Annotated in this window: 18 protein-coding genes; 5 read left to right on the plus strand and 13 right to left on the minus strand. The window is 60.3% G+C overall.

Annotated features, from left to right (window positions below):
• Window positions 1-193: 193 nt before the first annotated feature.
• The 4 genes from I41_RS13325 to I41_RS13340 form a co-directional block, all read right to left on the minus strand.
• The gene (locus tag I41_RS13325) at window positions 194-1,315 is read right to left on the minus strand and encodes a formylglycine-generating enzyme family protein (RefSeq protein ID WP_145433158.1); all 1,122 of its coding nucleotides are present in this window, start codon (window positions 1,313-1,315) and stop codon (window positions 194-196) included.
• 208 nt (window positions 1,316-1,523) lie between these two features.
• A complete protein-coding gene (locus tag I41_RS13330) occupies window positions 1,524-1,841 on the minus strand; it encodes a hypothetical protein (protein WP_145433159.1) in 318 nt (105 codons plus the stop codon).
• 371 nt (window positions 1,842-2,212) lie between these two features.
• Window positions 2,213-3,097: a hypothetical protein gene (locus tag I41_RS13335; RefSeq protein ID WP_210420940.1), complete on the minus strand. Its 885-nt coding sequence runs from the start codon at window positions 3,095-3,097 to the stop codon at window positions 2,213-2,215.
• 124 nt (window positions 3,098-3,221) lie between these two features.
• Complete coding sequence (locus tag I41_RS13340; protein ID WP_145433161.1) at window positions 3,222-3,677, minus strand: ATP-binding cassette domain-containing protein; 456 nt, start codon at window positions 3,675-3,677, stop codon at window positions 3,222-3,224.
• A gap of 116 nt (window positions 3,678-3,793) precedes the next feature.
• On the opposite strand from I41_RS13340, the gene I41_RS13345 reads away from it, so the two are divergent.
• The 3 genes from I41_RS13345 to I41_RS13355 all read left to right on the plus strand — a co-directional run bounded on the left by I41_RS13345 (window position 3,794) and on the right by I41_RS13355 (window position 6,183).
• Window positions 3,794-4,450 (plus strand): hypothetical protein, encoded by a 657-nt coding sequence (locus I41_RS13345; RefSeq protein ID WP_145433162.1) that lies wholly within the window; start codon window positions 3,794-3,796, stop codon window positions 4,448-4,450.
• Between the two features lie 59 nt (window positions 4,451-4,509).
• Entirely contained in the window at window positions 4,510-5,679 is a 1,170-nt protein-coding gene (locus tag I41_RS13350; protein WP_145433163.1) for a pilus assembly protein TadG-related protein, read from the plus strand.
• A gap of 63 nt (window positions 5,680-5,742) precedes the next feature.
• Window positions 5,743-6,183 (plus strand): TadE/TadG family type IV pilus assembly protein, encoded by a 441-nt coding sequence (locus I41_RS13355; RefSeq protein ID WP_246133662.1) that lies wholly within the window; start codon window positions 5,743-5,745, stop codon window positions 6,181-6,183.
• 348 nt (window positions 6,184-6,531) lie between these two features.
• Here the strand turns inward: I41_RS13355 and I41_RS13360 are convergent, their stop codons facing one another.
• Window positions 6,532-9,081 carry a cation-translocating P-type ATPase gene (locus tag I41_RS13360; RefSeq protein ID WP_145433164.1) on the minus strand — a complete coding sequence of 850 codons (2,550 nt, stop codon included), beginning with the start codon at window positions 9,079-9,081 and terminating at the stop codon, window positions 6,532-6,534.
• Window positions 9,082-9,468: 387 nt separating this feature from the next.
• The gene (locus tag I41_RS28290) at window positions 9,469-9,807 is read right to left on the minus strand and encodes an IS66 family transposase (protein WP_145433165.1); all 339 of its coding nucleotides are present in this window, start codon (window positions 9,805-9,807) and stop codon (window positions 9,469-9,471) included.
• A gap of 183 nt (window positions 9,808-9,990) precedes the next feature.
• Between I41_RS28290 and I41_RS13370 the strand changes: the two genes are divergently transcribed.
• Complete coding sequence (locus I41_RS13370; protein ID WP_145433166.1) at window positions 9,991-11,976, plus strand: choice-of-anchor Q domain-containing protein; 1,986 nt, start codon at window positions 9,991-9,993, stop codon at window positions 11,974-11,976.
• A 313-nt stretch (window positions 11,977-12,289) separates the two neighbouring features.
• Here the strand turns inward: I41_RS13370 and I41_RS13375 are convergent, their stop codons facing one another.
• Genes I41_RS13375 through I41_RS28630 form a run of 3 tightly spaced genes read right to left on the minus strand, consistent with a single transcriptional unit; the run spans window position 12,290 to window position 15,271 of the window.
• On the minus strand, window positions 12,290-13,387 hold the full coding sequence (locus I41_RS13375; RefSeq protein ID WP_145433167.1) for a type III polyketide synthase: 1,098 nt from the start codon (window positions 13,385-13,387) through the stop codon (window positions 12,290-12,292).
• Window positions 13,388-13,400: 13 nt separating this feature from the next.
• Window positions 13,401-14,600 carry an NAD(P)/FAD-dependent oxidoreductase gene (locus I41_RS13380; protein ID WP_145433168.1) on the minus strand — a complete coding sequence of 400 codons (1,200 nt, stop codon included), beginning with the start codon at window positions 14,598-14,600 and terminating at the stop codon, window positions 13,401-13,403.
• Window positions 14,567-15,271, minus strand: a complete 705-nt coding sequence (locus I41_RS28630) for a methyltransferase domain-containing protein (RefSeq protein WP_145433169.1) — start codon at window positions 15,269-15,271, stop codon at window positions 14,567-14,569. The genes I41_RS13380 and I41_RS28630 overlap by 34 nt, the downstream gene beginning before the upstream one ends.
• Before the next feature lie 1,650 nt (window positions 15,272-16,921).
• On the opposite strand from I41_RS28630, the gene I41_RS13390 reads away from it, so the two are divergent.
• Window positions 16,922-17,986 (plus strand): linear amide C-N hydrolase, encoded by a 1,065-nt coding sequence (locus I41_RS13390; protein ID WP_145433170.1) that lies wholly within the window; start codon window positions 16,922-16,924, stop codon window positions 17,984-17,986.
• A gap of 415 nt (window positions 17,987-18,401) precedes the next feature.
• On the opposite strand, the gene I41_RS13395 is transcribed toward I41_RS13390, so the two are convergent.
• The 4 genes from I41_RS13395 to I41_RS13410 all read right to left on the minus strand — a co-directional run bounded on the left by I41_RS13395 (window position 18,402) and on the right by I41_RS13410 (window position 21,477).
• Window positions 18,402-19,019, minus strand: a complete 618-nt coding sequence (locus I41_RS13395; RefSeq protein ID WP_145433171.1) for a pyridoxamine 5'-phosphate oxidase family protein — start codon at window positions 19,017-19,019, stop codon at window positions 18,402-18,404.
• A gap of 69 nt (window positions 19,020-19,088) precedes the next feature.
• A complete protein-coding gene (locus tag I41_RS13400) occupies window positions 19,089-19,550 on the minus strand; it encodes a nuclear transport factor 2 family protein (protein WP_145433172.1) in 462 nt (153 codons plus the stop codon).
• Window positions 19,551-19,859: 309 nt separating this feature from the next.
• Window positions 19,860-20,822 carry an alpha/beta fold hydrolase gene (locus I41_RS13405; protein ID WP_145433173.1) on the minus strand — a complete coding sequence of 321 codons (963 nt, stop codon included), beginning with the start codon at window positions 20,820-20,822 and terminating at the stop codon, window positions 19,860-19,862.
• 67 nt (window positions 20,823-20,889) lie between these two features.
• The gene (locus tag I41_RS13410; RefSeq protein ID WP_145433174.1) at window positions 20,890-21,477 is read right to left on the minus strand and encodes a carboxymuconolactone decarboxylase family protein; all 588 of its coding nucleotides are present in this window, start codon (window positions 21,475-21,477) and stop codon (window positions 20,890-20,892) included.
• Between the last annotated feature and the right edge of the window lie 204 nt (window positions 21,478-21,681).

A 21,681-nucleotide genomic window follows, 5' to 3' on the forward strand; every position in this document is an offset into this window, starting at 1 on the left:
GAGGCGAACGGCTCGACCTGATTCGCCTTGAACCGTCGCACCTCAAACCATGCTGTCGGGCTGTGGATAGACGCTGCATGCGAGATAGCCAATCGACTTCACGACAAGCGTTTGCGTCGGGCAATGATCAACCAAACTACTCGCGATCCGTCATCTAGTCAGACAAGTCGTTAACTCATGACTTGTTGCCAGTTTACATCCGGCGCGATCTGCGCCTTGCGCCGCCGATCAAGACGCAGATGCTTAACATCGCAGTCGAGGGTTCCGGAACCGTTGCGATCGGGGCGCCGCCAAATGCCGTCTTCCAGGCGGAAAGGTCGACAGCGCTGAGCGGACTCGGCGAGCCGCCCCGTTGCCAGGCGAGGAAGTCGGCGCCATCGACATCGTTATCGAGGTCGAAGTCGCCTGCGAAAGGCGTCGCTTCCGCGACGGTCGCCAAACGAAATCCGACGCTGAGATGCTCGTTCAAAGGATCTTCAATGAATTGCGTTCCCGCCCAGAGGTTGCTCGAAAATCCATTCCACTCTCCGCCGCGACGCGTCCGGTAGGTCTCGAAATCTGGCTGTAGCTTCTCCGTCCATTCAGACGCGTTCCCCCCTTGGTCAAAAGTCCCGTAGGGACTTGCCGACGCCACATAGGCGCCGACGTCGGTCGGATCGCCGACGAGGAGGCTAATATTCGCCGAATTACTCCCGCCCGGAGGGGCCCCGCCGGCGGGGGCGACGTCATTGGCGGTCGGATACGCAAAGTAATGATCCGTCACACCGTCGTTTTTGTGGTAGGCGGCCTTATACCATTCGTTGTCGCTCGTCAGAAACCACGTCGCCCCGGAGTTTCGGACGATATCGCGGCCATTGGTCGGTTCGGCCGTCCCCCCCAAGATGGTATAGGCGCCAGACTCGGTGTCGCCCGATCCCTGACCGTTACCGAGCCAGTTCGCAAATCGAACCGCGTCGTAAAAGCTCACGTAGTTCACGGGCTTATTTTGCATGCCGGCTTTTGGCGCATAGCTGTAGCTCCCGCTGACTCCACTCCGCGTGATGCCGCCTCGGGCATTGCTGCCCATATTGGCATTGTAGAGACCCAATGGATCGCTGACGGCCTTCGCGTTGAGGAACTCAACGTACTCGGCGTTGCGAACTTCATAGGCGCCGATGCGGTATTCGTAGCCGACGCCGCCCCAGCCGGTCCAGTCATTTGCATTGCCGGCATGGCCGACCGGGACGGTCGCGATCGTGACCGCCGCCGCCGTGCGTGCGACGAGCCAGCAGCCGAACCAAGCCAACAGTAAATGAGTGACGAAGGGACGCTTCATGGCAATCTCCCGCGAGGACGCCTGCTGAGTGATGTTCGATGCATCGCTCCGAACCGAGGGCACGGCGACGGTCACTCCAGGCGAACGCCTGCGGCGACCGTTCCGGGCGAGTCGAGTCCACAATAGATCGCCGCGCGCCGTTAGAACCGTTGCACTCTCGCGAGCGACGAGGGCCGATGGGAATTGAGAAACTAGTCAGGCCGCATCTTCAACCGCCCCCGCTCGCTTCCTTCTTTTTCAACGATTTAAGCAGCGCCTCGACGCTTTGCGCCGAACCGCTTGCGCCTCCCAGCGGGGAGACGGCCTTTCCCGACGTGGCCGCTGCTTCGCTGTCATCAGTTTCCAGCGCGATGTGGCCATCGGCGGACTTTAGTTGTGCCAGCAACGCCTCCACCCGCGGCGTTTGCGTCGCGTTACTTCCGCCAACGATGGTCGACGCCAAGTATTCCGGCTCCTGGGCCGCTGCCGCCTGGACCTTGTCTGCGTCGAACAGATCTAGTTGGCCATTGTCCGGGTCGACTCCCACGAGGTAGCGACCCGAATTCAGCAGTTTCCGCGACTCCGCGCGAAACCGGCCCGAGTGTAATTCATAAGTTCATCACTTGCGATTAGAAATTAGTCGTGGATACCAACTTTTTACGGCTTTAGAGGAGAGTAGGTCGACGGGTGGTCCCCTGGCAAATGAGGTCTTGCCGGCTCTCATCCACGTGGCGGACGCGATTGCCGCCCGCCAGTCATTGGGGTCTTTCCGAACGGTGGAAACCGGTGATCTGAAGCCTGAACGTGGGCATTGTGACTGAGACGCCGCCCTCCAGAGGCCTAAGCATAAGTCGAGAAGCCAAGGGGTGCGCGACAAACGACGTCACCCTCGCTGCGGTCCCGTCGCCGGCGATCGAGCTACCTTCGCTTTGGGACGAACGCACAGCCCGACAGTGCGGCCGCCCCGAGCAATAAACCCACGGGCTCAGGGACGACGCTCACGCCGGCCGTGACGCCGACGTTGCGCTGCCAAATGAGAAAATCCGCGCCGTCGACGTGAGAATCGTTGTCGGCGTCGCCCTGCGCATGCGACGCCTCGGCGTCGCCCGCGAAGCCGGCCTTCCACGCTGCCAAATCGCCAGCGTCGACGACCCCGTCGTGAGTGAAGTCGGCCAGCGAAAGCGGCGTGGCCGAGATTGTCGTCACCGTGGCGCGTAAGACGAATGGGTTGCCCGTGCCTGCTTCGTCTTCGCCAAACATGTCAAACGAAATTTCGCTCCACGCAGCAGGGTTAGCGGCAACGGCTTCCACCAGTGAATCCGACGAAAGGGCGCTTGCAGACTGGTCCTCGAAGTCAAAAGCGACTTCCATAAAGTCAATTCCTGGCGATCCGATGGCGGACGGGACGGTATCGATTGTGAAACCGACCGTGAAGAAATCTGGAAAAGACTCGCCGTCACTAACGCCGGCAAACTGAAAGTCGCCGGTCGAGAAAGCTGAGAACTCGCCGCTAACGAGGGCAAAGTCATTGAGCGCCGCGGGCATTAAGTATGATCCGCTGGTTGTATTGTCCGGCGCGCTGTCTGGAACCGTGAGATCGACGACGAATGATCCGGTGAGAATCGACCCGACATTCAGCAGGTCGCCAAATACATGGTTGCTGTCCTGCAACAATTCGACCGTGGCCTCAAAAGAGAACCGCGTCACTTGAGCCCAGGCTGGGTCGGCCGCAGCTGCCGTTAGGAGCAGAGCGATCAAGAGACGACCGTTCTGGAGCGCACGTAGAAACAGCTGAATTGTCATTGCTCGCACCTTGAGATTGAACGGAAAAGAGGCACGAAACGGGCCGCATTGGGGAGCCTATACCTACTGCAATTGCCCTAGAAATGCAACTATTTGCCTCCTGCGACTGGTCGCGTCCGTTAGGTCAGAATCGCCTCCTTTTTAAAACCTGGGTCCGTTTCGGGTCGTGGACGAGCGCGGACGCGAGCTTCAGTCGTTGCTTCATCCCCGTTGAATACGACTCGACGTTGCGGTATCTGGATTCGCCCAGCGCCATGTGGTCAGGCGTTTTATGGGTCCGTTTCAGCGCGTCGGTCCGGCGCCTGCCTAGCAGTTCGCCGGCGCAGGCGACTAATTCGACGCCTGCGGCGTGGGAAGTCCAGGCGGATAATCGGTGGGTGACAATAGCGCAGGCCGCACGACGGCCTGCGCGCGACCATTGGTTCATCGCCATCGGTGGGAGCAAGCATCGAGTCGCAATGGCCGCGTTACATTCCGCACAGACCAAGCCATCGAACGTGTGACTACGAATCATGCTGAGGTGCGTCGCAGATTTCGACAGAATTTCCGCCGCGCCGGACAATTCGACATAGGCTTTCATTGGACCGCCTGAGATAGACAGTCCGCCAGCGCCAGCTGTTGAAGCGGCGCTGGCAGCCTTTTCCGAGACGCCCCGGCGCGCCTCCCCGCCTTCTCTTCCTGCCGAGGAGCATTGCCATGTTCCGTCCTCAAGCTGCGTTCGCTGCTGCGCGCTCGCCAAGTTTATTGAGCCTGACGCTGCTGGCCTGCTGGGCGCTCGCCCCGGCGACTGCTCAGGCGATCGAGATCGTCGCCATTGAAGAGTTCTGGGAGTTGAATGTGGGCGAACCAGACGCCCAGCGGAGCGCTCCGCAAGTGACGATGGTCACCTCGCCGGTGGGCTCGCTCGACGGCGTGTACTTTCTGTTCGCACTCAATCACCGGAGCCATCCCGAATGGGCCCCCGGCGGGATGCAGGTGCAGCTCTGGAATGGCGGCGAGCTCGTGGCCAGCCACGCCAGCCACGAGGAGGATGCCTTGCAACAGACGAACGAACTCGTCCGCTGGGTCCAACGCACGGAGCTCAAGAACGGTCAACTCACGTTCAAGATTCACTCCGGGGAGAGCGACTCGTGGGGCTCCTTCGGGGGCGACGGCCTCAAGTTCTCGTTCGCCTCGGACCTCCACAACCTCAACGGCTACCTACCCGCCGTGGCGATCGAGGAATCCGGCGTCAACTTCGCTGGAAATCGAGTCCGCTCGCTGACGCTGACGAAGTTGCGCTGGACCGATTCCGCCGGACAAGTCTACGAACTGAATGCGCCGATTGACGTCGACGCCGATCTCGATCCGTAGGCTCGGGTGACGTTGGGCTTCGTCCGCAATCCCCCCTCAGAAAGCTTCTGGTGATCCCCATGCAACTCGCGACTCAAAGAATTCGTCGGGTCCGCGCCGCAGAGCGCCGCGGCGCCATTACTGTGCTGGCCGCGTTCTTGGCGGTGGTCGTCCTTGCCATGGTGGCATTCTCGGTCGACACCGGCTACATCCTTTCCAACAAGCAGGAACTGCAGCGTACCGCCGACGCAGCGGCTATGGCCGCCTGCTGGGAGTACGGGCAGAAGCTCTCCAAGGGCGTTGCGCCGGCAGAAGCGGTCGCGGCCGGACGAGCGGCGGCGGTGCAATACGCCGGCAGCAATCAGGTGGCGCACCTCCAGACGGAAATCAACCAGAACGCCGGCAATTCACCCAATGGCGACCTGGTTTTCGGTCAGATTGCCGACTTGTATGATCCAACTGCCACGGTCAACACCGCCACGCTCAAAGATTTTAACGCGGTCAAGATTCGCATTCGTCGCGACGAGTCGCTCAACGGCGAAGCGCCCTACTTCTTCGCCAAGATCTTCGGGCTAACGGGCCAGGGTCTCAATGCTGAGGCCACCGCCGGCTACTACCGCAACATTCGCGGCGTCCGACCGCCGGCCGGGGGGGGCAACATCGACGTCCTGCCCTACGCCCTCGATTGGGAAACATGGAAGGCGCTCTTGGCCGGCACTGCAGCCGACCAATGGCGGTGGAACAACGATACCAAGACGATCACGCCGGGCGCCGACGGGGTGCTCGAAGTGAACCTGTTTCCCCAGGGGACCGGATCTCCCGGCAACCGCGGCACCGTCGACATCGGCAGCAGCAACAACAGCACGGCCGACATCACCCGTCAGATCCTGCACGGCATCTCGCCGAACGACTTGGCTTACCATGGCGGGTCGCTGGAATTCAATGACGACGGCGAACTCGACCTGAACGGCGACACTGGCATCAGCGCCGGCGCCAAGGACGAACTGACGTCGATCAAAGGTCAGCCGCGGTTGATCCCGATTTTTTCGAAGGTGGTTGGTCCCGGCAACAACGCCCAGTACACGATTATCCACTGGGCCGGCATCCGGATCATGGAAGTCAAACTGACCGGGGCGATGAACCAAAAGCGCGTCACGATTCAGCCGTGCCCGATGGTGCTCTCGGGGGTGATCCCGTCGGGAGAGTCGACTAGTAGTTTCGTTTACACTCCCGTCGTCCTGGTGAAATAGACCAGCGTCCCTTAGGACGAAGCCGCCGTGGGCGGACGTTCGCCGCCGACTCAGGATGTCGTCATGAAACTCCTTCGATCCCAGCCGCCGATGACCGTTCGTCGTCGCCGTCCGCTCCGCCGTCATCGCGGCGTGGCGGCCGTCGAGTTTGCGTTCGTGGCGCCGATCTTCTTTTTGATGGTGCTGGGCATCATTGAGATCGGCCGGGCGATGATGGTGCAGCAGGTGCTGATCAACGCCTCGCGCGTCGGGGCTCGCCGCGCGTCGATGCTCTCATCCACCCAGCAAGCTACCATCGAGGCCGTCGAGGAATACGCGGCGGGCGTCGGGGTGAACGGCGTCGTCGCCACGGTCTCTCCCAATCCGGCGACGGCGACTGCGGGTCAGCCGGTGACGGTTGACGTCACGATCGGCTTCAACCAGGTCAGCTGGTTGCCGGCGCCTTGGCTCCTGGGCGGGAGGGATCTTAGCTCTTCTTCGGTCATGCGGAAAGAAGGGTTCTGAGCTGGCGGCGTCCGGCCATTGTTCCTTCGCGGGTGGAAGGGCAAGAGTTCTCGGTGCTTCGAGCCCCGGCGTGGAAATTCATGGCGCCGCGCCGGGGCCGCGAAGCAGGCGGTGCGCGGAAGGCGAGTGATGCTCACTAGGCATACAAACTCGGCAGCGAGCAAACGACGCATTGCCGACGACGCGGCGAAATGACGCGAGGCAGATCCGAGAAGACTTTGGTTAAATGACGCAGCTCGGGACGGCTTTGCGCGAACGCTGTGATGCTAACAAGCTGTAGGGGCTCAGGAATGCGTCGACAAACTTGGAAATATTGAGCAAAGGGCAATAGGCGTCGGATGGGGAAATTCAGGTCCGCGATTTCTGTTTGAACCACTTCAAACTTTCGAACCAGAGAATGCTGGCCGATCCAGCTGCGATACACAGCGCGAGGTCATTGGGATGGAGCGTCGAGAAGTGAAACAGGTCGCGTAAGAAAGGAACGTAGAGCGCAAGGCTGAGGAAAAAGATTGTGCCGCCGAATACATACCAGAGTGCGACATTCGGGGTTCGCAAGGTGGACAGGATGGTGCGAGTCCAAGAGCGGTTGGCGAAGATCAGTCCCAAGTTGGCCACCACGAGCGTGGTAAAACTCAATGCAATGGCGTCCGCGATGTCTAGCCAGCCCCACAACGCCGAAACGTACACCGCCAGGACTATCAGCAATACGCTCGTACCTTGTAGCAGGCCGAGACCAAGAATGCGGCGGCCAAACAGCGGCATCAGCGGATTGCGGGGCGGGCGCTTCATCACGTTTGCATCTTCAGGTTCCGCTTCAAACACGACCGAACATGCTGGATCGATTATCAGTTCGAGAAACAGGATGTGCACTGGTAAGAGGGCCAGCGGCCCGCCGAGTAAAACCGGCACGAGCGACAGTCCGGCAATCGGGACATGGACCGCCACGATGTAGGTCATCGCTTTCTGTAAGTGATCGAAAATCCGCCGACCCATGCGAACCGACTGCACGATGGATGCGAAGTCATCGTCCAGCAGAACTAATGAGGCGGCTTCGCGCGCGACGTCTGTTCCCCGCCCACCCATCGCAATGCCGATGTGGGCGGCTTTGAGAGCCGGAGCGTCGTTCACCCCGTCGCCCGTCATGGCGACGACCTCGCCATTCGCCTTCAGCGCATTGACTAGCCGCAGCTTCTGTTCCGGGACCATGCGGGCAAAGACGTTGGTCGTCCGCACGCGTTGTTGGAGTTCCGCTTCGTTGAACTCGTCCAGTTCGGCGCCGGTGATGATCTCGTCCAGCGGCTTGATTCCCGCTTGCCGTGCAATGCTCTTGGCCGTGGTCGGATGATCCCCCGTAATCATGATCACCCGGATGCCGGCCGTGTAGCATTCCTCGACGGCTGCGGGCACAGTGGGGCGTACAGGGTCAGCTAGGGCGACGAGGCCTAAGAACTCAAAAGTGAAATCATGTTGCTCGCCCGGCAATGGCTTTTGCCCGAATACTCCCTTGGCGACGCCTAACACCCGAAGTCCATCCTGGGCCATTGCCGTCACTTGCTCGCCAATTGCCTGAGTCCGCTGGGCGCTCAGATGGCACAGGTCCGCGATTGCTTCCGGCGCACCCTTGGCCGCTAAAACGTAATCGTGGCCGGTCGGCGACATCCAAACATGAGACATGGCTAGCAGGCTGGTAGATAACGGGTATCCTCGCTCCAGTCGCCAGTCGGCGTGCAGATGTTCGGTTTGAGCGAGACGGTCATTGCCGAGATCGTGAAACGCCTTCTCCATCGGATCGAACGGATCACGTTGACTCGCCAAGATGCCGAACTCGACAATTTCATGGAACGGTTCTGGCAACGGCGGGGCTTCCTGTTGCTCGACGTCACAGACCGTCCCGTCCACGGCCAGTTTGCGAATCGACATCCGATTCACTGTGAGCGTGCCGGTCTTGTCTACGCAGAGAACCGTGGCCGAGCCGAGGGTTTCGATGACGGGTACACGACGAGCCAGGACTTTGATTTTCGATAAGCGCCATGCGCCCAAGGCGAGGAAGATGGTCAGCACAACCGGGAACTCTTCTGGCAACATTGCCATCGCCAGGGTGATCCCAGCCAGGAATCCCTGCAGCCAATTTCCGCGCGCAAGGCCGTAGAGGACAACGACCATGACGCACAAGATCAAGCCGAGAATCGCCACGCGCCGCACCAGTTGTCCGACCTCTTTTTGGAGCCGGGTTCCCTCGACCTCCACCGTTTGCAATGCCTTGCCGATGTTGCCCATTTCGGTGTGGAGTCCCGTGGCCCGCACTTGCGCGATCCCCTGGCCCTGAACGACCAGCGTGCCGGAGAAGACGAAGGGAAGGTCTTCGCCTCCCGGCCGCGTCATCTCTCGGACCCCGTCCCAGGCAACCTTTCTTACCGGGACGGATTCGCCAGTGAGCAATGACTCGTCCGTAGAAAGGTTGGTACATGACAGCACCACGGAATCCGCCGGAACTCGGTCGCCCTCGGCCAACACGACGAGGTCATCGGGAACGACCTCTCGGCCCGCGATGCGTTTTCGCTGGCCGCCGCGAATCACTAGCGCGCGAGGACTAGAAAGATCGCGCAAGGCCTCTAGTGCCCGCTCCGTTTTTCGCTCTTGATAGAGAGTGATGCCCAGCACGACGAAGACGAAGCCGAGGAGCATCAACGCTTCCTGCACGTCCCCGAGGATCAAATAGATCGTGCCGCAGGCGAGCAACAGCAGGAACATCGGCTCTCGAACCACATCCCAGGCGGTGGCCAGGATGCTGCGGCCCTTCGATGATGGAAGCTCATTGTGGCCGTGCTGAAGCAAGCGACGCGAGACATCCGCTTCCGAGAGGCCGATCAGTGCGTCGTTACCGGAATTGGTCTCCATCACAAAAGCTAAGCCTCGTCAATCGTTATCGGCACGCACTGCGCTCAGCGCCTTCGACGGATGGTTTTTCACAGAATCCGGATCGTTGTCGCTGTTAGGATATCGTACCGGATAACGCTCCCCGAAGGGACCACGCACCGACTGGTCCGAAAAGTTGGTATGCCGGCAGTCGTCGCCGTAGTGGATCTGCCGACAAATCTTCGGGCTACGGTGTGTCTAATCTCACGTCTTCAAACAAAACCCCGAGCACTCATCGCAAATTTGCTTCTTGGTCTCACAGATGCCGTTCGCACAGCCGCGACCAGCGATGGCGAAACTGAGGGTGCGCGCCGTTAACTAGGCATCTGGAAGCAGCGTCGCTTCCGCGGGCGGCGAGCAACCTGACAACTAACACAGTAGATCCCGCGCGTACGCAAACGGCTCGACCTGATTCACTTTGGCACTGGTCATGATGGTGAAGAGGACCGCAGCCGCCTTGCCGCCGTTATGGCTGCCCATGAACAAATAATTCTTGTGGCCGATCGCCACGGGACGAACACTTCGCTCAATTAGTTTATTGCCGTTCGACAGCGCGCCGTTCTCGCAGTGGCGAACCAGAGGTAGCCAGCGAGGTCCGCATTGTTCGTAAACTGGCCCCGCTCGGAAGTGAAATGCACATAGTGCCGTGGTCGCGGAGGGCGAATCGGGGGGACCGAGCCCAGCTAGGCTGATGGCATGGTCTGCAATCTTAACTGCCTGTCAGCGATCGCCGCTTTCGGAAAAAGGCGCTTCGCTTCGATTGATCGACTGGAGAGTTAGAGCGTTTCCCTTGAAAATTCACGCGCCCTACAGCCCGCAACGGCGCATAATACGGTCCCTGCTGGTCATTGGGCGCCGCACCGCTTGCCGCCCGCAGCGACGGAGTCACGCATGTCTCACCGATGGTTTCGGCGGTCCAAATCTCTCGGCCGGTCGCGCCGGGCCGAATTCTCGCGAGTCATCGCCTTCGAGCCCCTCGAACCGCGTCTCGCACTCACGACGTTCACGGTCAACAGCCTCGTCGACGCGCCGGTGAATTTCAGTGACAACGTCGTCACGCTACGCGAGGCGATCGGCGCCGCCAACACCAACGTAGCCGTTCAACCGGGAGGACCCGCCGGCGACACCCTGTTCTCGGATCGGATCCAGTTTCAGCCCGGATTGACGGGCACGATTACGTTAACCCAGGGGCAGCTCAATCCGCGTGGGCTGCTAGTGATCAATGGACCGGGGTCGTCGCTCTTGACTGTCAGCGGGGGCGCCACGGCCTCGAGAGTGTTTTTCGTGAGCGACCCGGCCGTCGGCACGTTCGGCAGCTTGACGATTCGCGATCTGACGATTCGCGGCGGCAATGCGACGCAGGGGGGCGGGATCCTCAACAACGAGCGACTCACGATGGAGAATGTCGTCATCACCGCCAACAAGGCGCTCGAAGGCGCAGGAATCCACAACTCGTCGACGGGCACGCTTACCGTACGCACCAGTCAGATTCAGGGGAACCAAGCCGGGAGCTTTTCGGCGACGCCCGATGGCGGCGGCGGCGGCCTCTTCAACGCCGGCTCGGCGACGTTGATCGACAGCAGCATCAACGGCAACAGCGTCCTCACCGGAACAGGAGGGGCCATCGTCAACAGCGGCACGCTGACGCTGCTGAACAGTTCAATCACTGGAAATGGCGCGGCCCTGAGCGTCGGCGGCATTTCCAACTCGGGCATCCTTAAGATCGTCAATTCGACGATCGCCAACAACCACGCTTTCGATTCCGGCGGCTTCGACGGCGTCATCGGCGCCCTCCTCAACCAAACCGCCGGCACGGTCACCGTGCAAAACTCGACGTTTAGCGGCAACGGCGCGACGTTGGTTGGGGGCATCTTGAACGACGGGTCGATGTCGCTGGAGAATTCGACGGTCAGCGGCAATATCGGCGGGCGAGACCGGGGCGGCATCAGCAATAACGGAATCCTCTCCCTGCGCAATTCGACCGTTGTCGGCAACCGCTCGGATGCCAGCAACGTGGGCGGGATCGGCGCCGGTCTTTACAACAACAGCGTCTTCGGCGTCGTGATGCACAACTCGATCGTCGCCGACAATGTTCAAGGTCCCATCGCGGGACTCTCGATCGCGGACAACTTTGCGGGCGCCGCCGCGAATACGGCCAGCTCCCATAACCTGATCGGCCCCGGCGATTCCAGCGGCCTGGCCAATGGCGGCGTCAACGGTAATCAAATCGGCGTCGCGAGCGCGTTGCTCGGTTCGCTGGCCTCCAATGGCGGGGCCGCGCAGACCCACCTGCCGCTGCCGGGCAGCCCGGCGATCAACGCCGGCGGTAATGATCAACGGCCGATCGATGCCTTCGACTTAGACGGGGACGCCAATACGACCGAGCCGATTCCTTTCGACCAGCGCGGCAGCGGCTTTGCCCGAGTCAGCAGCGTGACGGTCGACGTCGGCGCCGTGGAAGTGCAGTCGGACCCAACGGCTGATTTCGACTTTGACAACGACCGCGATGGCGCGGACTTCTTGATATGGCAGCGAGGCTTCGGCGTCACCGGCGTCGCCGCGACGCGATCGAGTGGCAACGCCGACTTCGATAACGACGTCGACGCCGCCGACTTGGCCGTGTGGACAGCGCAATACGGCAGCACGGCTGCGGTTGAGGAGGCGTCAATGATTGCCGCGGGGCCGACGGCCTCGGCGTCTGCTAACTTCCGCATGGCGCCGTCACTGACCGCGAACGGCGAACCGTCGCGCTCCGCCATACGACACATGTTAGCTAGGGACGCTGTGTTCGCCTCGGCGCGCCTGCCGTTTCTGGACGCTGAATTATTCTCGCTGCGGGCGGCAGGCAAAGCACGCGTTCGTATTCTTTGGCGATAGTGCAGAACCGACGACTCACGGATGCTCGCGACGCGAGGATGGCGATATTCTGCTCAGGTCGTCCCGACCGCTGCGTGGTTGACTTGACGCTTGGGTTCGCCAAACCTCGACAAACGGCATCTCGCTCGGAACTCGTTGGCTACCCCGATGCGCAGCGCCGCCGCATTCGATGGGGCTCGCGCGTCTCACCCCATTGCGGCGTTTGATGCTCTGGTGCATGGAGAATAGCAGTAGACCAACGGGCGCCAATGGTGGATTGAGCCGCTCCGTAACCTTTACGAAAAGGTAGACGAACATCGCAGAGATGCAGCATCTAGATGAACAGCGCCGCCTCAGCAACTAGGCCAGGGCCAAACCCTAGCAAGACGCACGGCGGCTGAGCGCCGCCGTCGAAAAGCGATTGCAGGATGAATAGTACAGTAGCCGAAGACATGTTGCCGTACGTCGATAGCACCTGCCGCGAGATCGCCGTTTGCTCACGGCTCAATCCCATCGCCGCCTCGACGGCCTCAACGATCCTCGGCCCTCCTGGATGAACGGCCCATGAGCGGACGTCGCTGACCCCAAGTCCATGGCTTTCGAGCCACGCGGACAACCACTCATAGAGATTCGCCTGTATGAGCCGCGGCAGCTCACTGGAAATAGACATCACGAATCCATGATTGCCGATGCTCCAACTCATCGCGTCGGCAGTGTCGGGGAATACGTAAGAACCGGTCGCGGCCAGGCGCCAGCGCTGGGCCGCTTTGTTTGAGGCATTCTCCGCCGAACGCAGAACAACGGCCCCCGAGCCATCCGCAAATAGGGCATTGCCGAGCATGCGCTCATTGCTCCAGTGGAACGCGTAGTGAATCGTGCAAAGTTCGACGCTACAAACGAGAATGCGATGACGCGCGTCCGCGCAAGCCAGACCGCGCGCCGCGCGAAGGGCGTTGATGGCGCCATGACAGCCCATATAGCCCACATGAATGCGTTCGGTCGTCGGTGGAAGCGTTAAATGCTGGATCAGTCCCAGGTCGACTCCAGGCGCTGTGAAGCCAGTACAGGAAGCGGTCACCAGATGGGTGATTTCGCTTGGCTGGCAACCCGAGCGGTCGAGCGCCTGACGTGAAGCGTCCAGCGCCAGCGGCAAGGCATGCTGCTGATAATACTCCATCCGGGCTTCGGTGGAGGGACCGAGATTAGGCGCCCCGTCCGTCGTCAGGGGACCGTTCGGCGCCCAGCGATCCGCTTCCGCCAGAGGCAGCACGCCGTATCGCGTGGCCACCCCGGCATGTTCATACAAGACCTTGGCGAATCGCCGTTGCCGACTGTCGACGCAACAGATTCGCTCGGTGAGCGCCAGAGACGCTGCTTGAGTGATCTCATGCGCTGGGACGGCGACGCCGACCGACAGTAATTCAACGTCCATAGACCTTCTTCTTTCAGTGTGTGAAGCCGAGAGGCCGGTCCAGATTCCACAAGACGGGCCGGCCGAGACAAGGAGCGTGGCGCAATCCTCGGGTGGCGAGCTGGCGCAAAAATTTGACTCGCATGCCGCGGCTAAGCGTGCGACAGAACCTGTGCCGGCCGCCTATCGCTTGGTCAAAGAGTCGCTGCCAGCGCGATTCGATGGTGCTGTCCCACTGACGGACGGAGCCTGTCAGCAGCGACGCCGCCAACGCGCCTGACTGCATCGCCCAGCCGATTCCTTCGCCTGTGAACGGCTCCACATAGGCGGCCGCATCGCCAATCAATAGGCAACGATGCGACGCAATCGGGGTTGTCCGGCGGGTGAGCCGCGGCGTCCCGTGCCACTGGAGATTCTCCCAATCGCCCGTCAACCTCGAACCAGACGATTGCAGAATCTCTCGAACAAGGCGTCCCGGCGACTCCGCGGCGGCGAGGGCATGTGGCTCAATCGCGGCGGCGATATCGAAACGGCCTCGCTCGACGGCCGTGACGCCGACATAACCAGCGGACCCGTAGGCCATGTGTAGCGAGCCCGAAACGATGTTGCAGGGCGCAGAATCTGACAGGGCGCCCAAGCCGATCAATGATCGCGGCGCCGATTGCGCAACGCAGCCTGGCGGAGCGTTCGCGAGGCCCGTCGCAATGACGACAACGCCTGCACGTACCACCGCTTGACCACCCGCATGCCGCAGCGCCACCGTCCGAAAGTTGCCTTCGGTAGCAGGTTGGAGCATTCCGTACGTCTGATCGCAAACAACCACGCCGGCCCGCATGGCTTCGCGTACCAGCGCGTCGTCAAACGTGCGACGTGAAATAGCGATGCGGTCTGCAATTGAGATGCGAGCGGTAACGCCTCCGCTGGAGAAATCAAACGTCTGCAGCGACACGCCTTGGCAAGCTGTTGGAATATGGCCAAGACCGATGCCATTTAGCAGCGCGAGTGCGGACCCGCCCAAGCAACCGCCGCACACCTTGTCGCGCGGCAAGCGTGCTTTGTCGATCAATAGAACGCGTTTGCGTTGCAGCCCGAGCTGTCGAGCCGCGATGGCTCCCGCCGGTCCGGCGCCCATGACGATGGCATCCCAGCAATCGCTTTCGTTGACAGCCGTCATCTGGTCGGTTGCACGGACGATCGGCGCTACTCCCTTTGTCGCGTGATCATCAAGCGCCATGGCCACGCGCGGCGGACGATGGCGCCGGACAGGCCGGCCTCGTCGCACAGGGCGGCCGCTTCGGAGACGGAAAAGGCATTCGCGACTGATTGGGGGCCGTCGTAGCGAACGATCGGCGAACGCGTGACCAAGCGGCAGGCGGCATGCGCTACGACATACCCTACAGGAGATCGTCGCAGGTCGCTGACCACAAGTAGGCGTCCCGCGTCGCCCATCCTAGCCAGTAGCGTCACGGCGTCTGGCCGCGACAGGTGATGAAGAAACAACGACGACATCACCACGTCGAAACCGCTCGGTAAAGGCGATTGGATGGCATCGGCGCAAACGAGCTTGATTGCTGAACCAGCCGCTCGACATCGATGGAAGGCCTGTTCACATGCTGTTGGGCTTCGGTCCAAGCCCACGATGTCGACGGCAATGCCTTGTTGTCGAGCGAGTCTCCAGATGCTTATGGCAACATCGCCCCCGCCGCAGGCAACGTCGAGGACCCGCAGGCGTCCGCCTGGTAGAACGCCGCAAAACGCCGCGATTTGTCGCCATAGCTGTCGACTCGCGCCGCTAACGATGTTGAGACGGTACAGTCCCTGGAGCGCGCGTACATGATCGCCTCTGAGGATGTCGATCTGGTCCATCAATTCTGGTCGGAACTCGCGTTGACTCAGTAGCGCCATCAACGAACCCCAACTGGCGAACACGACCGATCGCGACGTTGCGTCGATAAGTAACCTGCATTTTTCGTTCCGGATTGACGGTTTCACATTTTCGACCGGAAGAGGTCGGAAACAGTGACCAATTACGCAAAAAGCGAATCCGTCGCTTCGCACTATCTGGGGGGCGTGTTCTGGCTAGCCGTTTAGCCGATGGTCTAAACTCGCACACGTTGCTTGTCGGGGCCCCGTCCTTAAAAGGGAACGACCGGTTCTGCCCAATCCGTACAAGCTCGTACGATCGTTCGAGAGTTCGCCGATACTTTCCGCGCAGCAGCGGATCCTGTGTGTAGGCGAGTAGATTGGCGCAGCTCCACAATCCCAACTCATATAAAAAAGGGAGCACGCCGTGGGGAGGAAACGTGTTGCGCTGGCGGAGCGTGAAGTCAGGATAGCCAAGGGCGACGAGTCGATCGTAGGCCGACCCCGCTTGTTCATCGCCGGCGAGCACATGAGCGGTCTTCATGAACGATAAGACCTCGAGCGCCTGCAGTCCGCGGTCGTACATCCCATCTCGGGCGGTGAAGTGCTGAGCCGCAGCTGGCGGCACGCCCTCGTCGGGATGATATAAATGAGGCGTGTCCCTGCTCTGAGTCGAACCAGTTAACCGTTTGCAGGAGCGCAGCCGGCCCGTCGCGGTTCCCTTTTCCACCAGGTCATGGGGCCCACCGACAACTCACCTCGCGAGCGCCCGCTGCCTCGTACGGCGTCGCGCTGCCGCTGCACGTTCTCGCTCTTCTCGCTGCGACTCGGCCATCCATCGGGTCTGTCTAAGCAAAGGGAGCAGACCCGGCTGAACAGCTAAATCGACTCGCCAATCGCCCCAGTGTACACCATGAGCTTGTGTGCATGCGCATTGTGCGTTTGCGCGGCCCCTCCGCCGCGCCAACGGGGGCGCGAGTTGGCATCAGCGGGTCCGAACGTGCTCTGCTATGCCGCACACTGCCGAGGATGAGCGCCGCCTGGCGAGGCCCGAGGTCGCCCGATACAAGAGGTCGAACGGCAGGCGCGCCTTGCGCGCCGGTGTTCAGGACCCACGCTGGAAATGACGAAAGTGCCAATTCACGGACGAATGACGGAATTCGCCATCGGAACGACGACGCGAGTCTCTACGCGGTATTCCGCCCAAGTGCCCAATGAGGGCGTGTCATTGCGCTGTACCATCCGTGTAAAGCTACGTGATTCGTGGTCTCTGCCGCTGCAATCAAGGGTCGTCAGCGAGGGTGTGCTATTTGTGGTTCCGGCGCTGCTGGGGAGATTCGTACTACACCCGCTTGACTGATCGACTTGTAGCTACAGTGGACGTACCCGCCGTCATTGTGGCCTGGCGACGATTTCATCGCGATGAGTTCCACCACCGGCAGATGAGCTGCCCCGGAGATGCATTCTCAGCGGACAGCGACCATTCCATGCGCATGATCCGGCGCAGCGCGGCCATCTTGATTGCTTGTTGAGGTCGCTATTCACTATTAAACTGTTGGCAGGAAAGGAGTTCAGTAAGCCGCACAGCCGGCGGCGGCGAATTCTACTGCTGAGAGTCGTATAACTGTGTCTTTTGGCATGATGCGGCGCTGCGCCGTAGGCTTCTTGTTAGGCCACATCATCTGACCATCAATGAAGGAATCCACCATGAATAGCCGTCTCGTCACCGCCTCGCTTCTCTGCGTGCTACTGATCACCCCTTCCAATTCTGACGCGTGCTCGCGCGCCGTGTACTTCGGCAAGGAGGGCCAGACGGTCACCGGGCGCACCATGGACTGGTTCGTGTCGGATATGGACACGAACATGTGGCTCTACCCGCGCGGCCTGGAGCGGACCAGTAACACCAAGACGCCCTTCAATTGGAAGAGCAAGTACGGCAGTGTCGTGGTCACGATCTACGAGGGCGCGACCGCCGACGGCATGAACGAGAAGGGGTTGGTGGCCAACTTGCTTTATCTGGCTGAGGCCAAGTATGCCGAGGTGAAGTCCGACGACAAGCGGCCAACTCTGCCGATTTCGGCATGGGCGCAATACGTGCTTGACTCCTACGCGACCACGGCGGAGGCGGTGGAAGGCCTGCGGAAGGAGGAGTTCCGCATGGTTCCGATCCTGGCGCCCACCGGCGAACCCGGAACGGTCCACCTGTCCATATCCGATGCGTCGGGCGACTCGGCAATCTTCGAGTTCATCGATGGCAAGCTCACCATCCACCACGGCAAGCAGTATCAGGTGATGACCAACTCGCCGATCTTCAGTGAGCAAATTCCGCTGGCGAACTACTGGAAAGCGATCGGCGGCTCCACGATGCTGCCGGGCACCAATCGCGCGACCGATCGCTTCGCACGCCTTTCGTACTACATCAACGAAGCCACGCAGACTGCGGATCCTCGCCGCGCAGTCGCCACCGTCTTCAGCATTATGCGCAACGCCAGCGTGCCCATTGGCATCAAGATTCCGGGACAGCCGAACATCGCGGACACGCTGTGGCTCACCGTCAGCGATCAGAAGAACAAGGTCTACTACTACCAGGACACCAATAGCCCGAGCATCCTATGGGTCAAGCTCAACGAACTCGACTTCGCGATGGGCTCTGGCCCGCGCAAGCTGCAACTCGATGGCAATCCGGATGTGGGTGGCGACCAAACCAAAAACTTCAAGCCCGCCGCTTTGTTCGAATTCTTGGCCCCGACGGAGTAGGTGTACTCGCTGGAGCGATTCCTGCTCGGCCTCACAGTCGGTTGCAACGCAGCGGTGGCAGCCGCTTATGCATCGAGCAATCGCTCCAAACCGCTACGATGTTCGTATTTGCTTTCAGGTTCGTCGTCTTCCAAGCTGCATCCGTCGGACGAGTCGCAGCTTCGGCCGGTCCGGCTAAACGGACAGCGGGGAGGGCGACTGCCGCAGTTACAGTTCCAAGCGGGCGGCACTCTCGTGTTGGCCATGAAAGCGTGGACTTGGCGGTCGCTAACCAGAAAGCGAGGGCGTGTTCTGACGCTTGGGCGGGGCCCTTGGCAGGGCCCAGAAAGTCGTCGCTAAAGGAGGACCGAACGATGCGCGCAATCGAACCCGATGCAACGACGCGTGAAGGGCTTGCGACCTTGAGCGGCTTCACTCACGAGCCTTGCGCTTTCGTCTCGACCGCCTTGAGCTTGGCTTCAAGATCGGCAATGCGGCCTTGCAAACGCTCGATGACCGGAGCCACCTGCTTCTGCGAGAACCGTTTGTGGATGTGCTGCGGGCAATTGACGTCCCATGCTTCGATCTCAAACAGCATCGCCCGCTCGACCTCCCCCGGATAGGTTGGATCGCGAAGCTGTTCGAGAAGCGACGGGTCGCCGTCGACGACGCGTAGCGTCCCCCAAAGCTTAATGCGTCGGCTGCGAGCATAGTCGATCAGAAAGATAAACGCTTTCGAGTTTTCGGAAATGTTTCCAAGCGTAACGTACTGGCGATTGCCCCCAAAGTCGGCAAACGCCAGAGCCTTCTCATTGACGACCTTGAGAAATCCCGGCGCGCCGCCTCGGTACTGGATATAGGGCTGGCCTGCGGCGTTGGCTGTTCCCAAATAGAACATGTCCAGTTCGGACAGGAACGCTTCGAGTTCCGGAGTGACCGTCGTCTCCCAACTTCCCCCGGCTTCCATGCGTGCGTAACCGGTGCGAGACCCTTTCTCGGACTGAATCGACTTGACTGCCGGCGTAAAAGCAATGTCGCTGGAGAATTGACGCATGGCAGGAATACCGTGTTCTTCGCGTTCGGGGAAATGTCCCGCCGTGACTTCGCTGCGGGCAAGTCGTCGTTATCGGATGGCAGGAATCCCTGCGTCGTCCGCAGGCCGCGGACCGGATAGCGGCCAATGGAATTTTCGTTCGGAAGCATCGATGGGAACCTCGTTGATACTCGCTTCCCGACGACGCATGAGACCTTCTTCGTCAAACTCCCAGAGTTCATTTCCGTAAGCCCGAAACCACTGCCCGGAGGCGTTGTGATATTCGTACTGAAAACGAACGGCAATCCGATTGTCGGTGAAGCTCCATAGTGACTTGGTGAGGCGATAGTCGAGTTCTCGTTCCCACTTGCCCGTCAGGAACGCTCGAATCTGATTCCGGCCGCGAAGGAACTGGTCCCGATTTCGCCACTCCGAGTTTTCGGAGTATGCGAGGGATACTCGCTGCGGATCACGGCTGTTCCACGCATCTTCAGCGGCCCGAACTTTCGCCGTGGCGGCGTCCAATGAGAATGGCGGTTTAATGGCGGTCATAGTATTGCCGTATTGCAAGTAACGATGCGCGAGCGAAGGGACACAGGGAGCCTGTTTCTGGTCAGGCTCCCTGTGCACAAAGAGTTAGTACAGTCGACGGCACGTTCCGTGCCTTAGGTCGAATGGGTGCGGGACTCCAATGGAACGACGCGCAACGCATTGCCTGTCGCGTGGCCGGGTTGTTCAGCAAGTTCGTGAAGCAGAGCCCAGCACGCCGCTCGCAGCACTCTCCACAATCTCGTCTTCAGCAAACCATGCATTCCTTAAGTTCTGATTCTTGATTCGAATCAGAGCAGAGCTTAGGAGAGTTCACTGTTTCACTTGCTTGTCGAGGAAGTTTCGCATCAGCGTGGCAATTTCCGCTCCGTCCTCCTCAAGGGCAAAATGGCCAGTATCGAGCAGGTGGAACTCCAGGTGTTTCAGGTCACGCTTGTAGGGGTGTGCCCCGGCGGCGGGAAAAATCGCGTCGTTCTGCCCCCAGACGATCAGAGTCGGCGGCTGGTGCTTGCGAAGGTATTCCTGCCACTGAGGATAGAGCGACGGGTTGCTGCCGTAGCTGTAGAACAGAGCCAGCTGGATCTCCTGGTTGCCCGGACGATCCAACAGCGGCTGCACATGCCCCCACGTGTCGGGGCTGATCGTTTCGACGTTGCGAACCCCATGGGTGTACTGCCATTTGGTGGCATCAAGCGTCAACAGCGACCGCAGGCCATCACCCTGGGCGTCGGTGCGATCTTTCCAGTAGGCCTTGATGGGCTTCCAGAAGTCGTTGTCGAGTCCTTCGTCGTACGCGTTGCCGTTTTGGACGATCAGCGTTTGCACACGCTCCGGATGGCTCACGGCCAGGCGAAATCCGACCGGCGCACCGTAGTCCATCAGGTAGATCGAATACTTCTTCAGTCCGACCTTCTCCGTGAACTTCCCGATGACGTTCGCCAAGTTGTCGAACGTATAGTCGAACTCCTTGACCGAGGGGGCCGAACTGTTGCCGAAGCCGGGGTAGTCCGGGGCAACGACGTGGTACTTCTCGGCCAACGCCGGGATCAGGTTGCGAAACATGTGCGAGGAGGTCGGAAACCCGTGCAATAACAGGAGGGTCGGTGCATTTTTAGGCCCGGCTTCCCGGTAAGCGATGTCGAGCCCGTCGATCTTCACCGTGCGGTGGAGAACCTGCGAGGTTGGAGTCTCACGCTCGGCGGCGCTGGAGTTGAGGCTAAATGAAGCGAGCACAATCAGCGCCATGGCGATGGCGGCGTTTTTCGGCATGGACATAATATTTTTCCCTAATTCAATGTGAACGACTGACGGTACAGAGTGAGTGACGAAGAGCCAGATCGCATCAGCGCGTTTCATCGCAGCCCGGAATCGAAGCACACACTTCGTGATGGTCGACGATCGGTTCGGCCCTCGGGAAATCGATGTCGGTTTCAGCCACATGATTGAAGTAGTTGGTGAAGATGTTCAGAGCGACATTGGCGACGACTTCGGCGATAGCCCCGTCGTTCAATCCGGCGGCACGGACGTCGGCGATGTCAGCGTCGCTGACGCGCCCACGTTCATCGACGACTTTCCGAGCGAAGCGAATCACGGCATCACTCTTGGGATCAACGGCCGTGCCGCGACGGCTGTCGAGAATCTGCTCGGGCGTCAGGCCGACCATCTTGCCAATCGCCGAATGGGCAGCGAGGCAATAGTCGCAGAGGTTCGCTTGCCCAACAGCCAGTGCGATCTGTTCGCGGTTTTTCGCCGACAGGCTTCCCTTGCCCATCGCCGCACTCAATCCGAGATAGCCTTCGAGCACAGCCGGTGAGTTGGCCATGGCACGAGTGAGGTTTGGGACCAGCCCAAGTTTCCCCTGGACGGCATCAAGCAGTTCTTTGGCTTTTCCAGTTGCGGATTCAGGGGCGATTTGATGAATACGAGACATGGCCAGCACCTTTTGTGAGAGTTACGCGGTCTTCAACTGCCATCGCACGAACCAATCAGTGGCGATGAGTACTGGTTAATACACATCGCGTGCCAGCTTGACGACGAAGTCGTAACCCTCACATGCGTATACATTTACGGTCTCGCGGCGTGAACGCATCGCGTGACGAATTCTCGTTGAATAACGAGAATTCGTTTACTTCCA

It is taken from the genome of Lacipirellula limnantheis (assembly GCF_007746075.1).
Taxonomy (GTDB): domain Bacteria; phylum Planctomycetota; class Planctomycetia; order Pirellulales; family Lacipirellulaceae; genus Lacipirellula; species Lacipirellula limnantheis.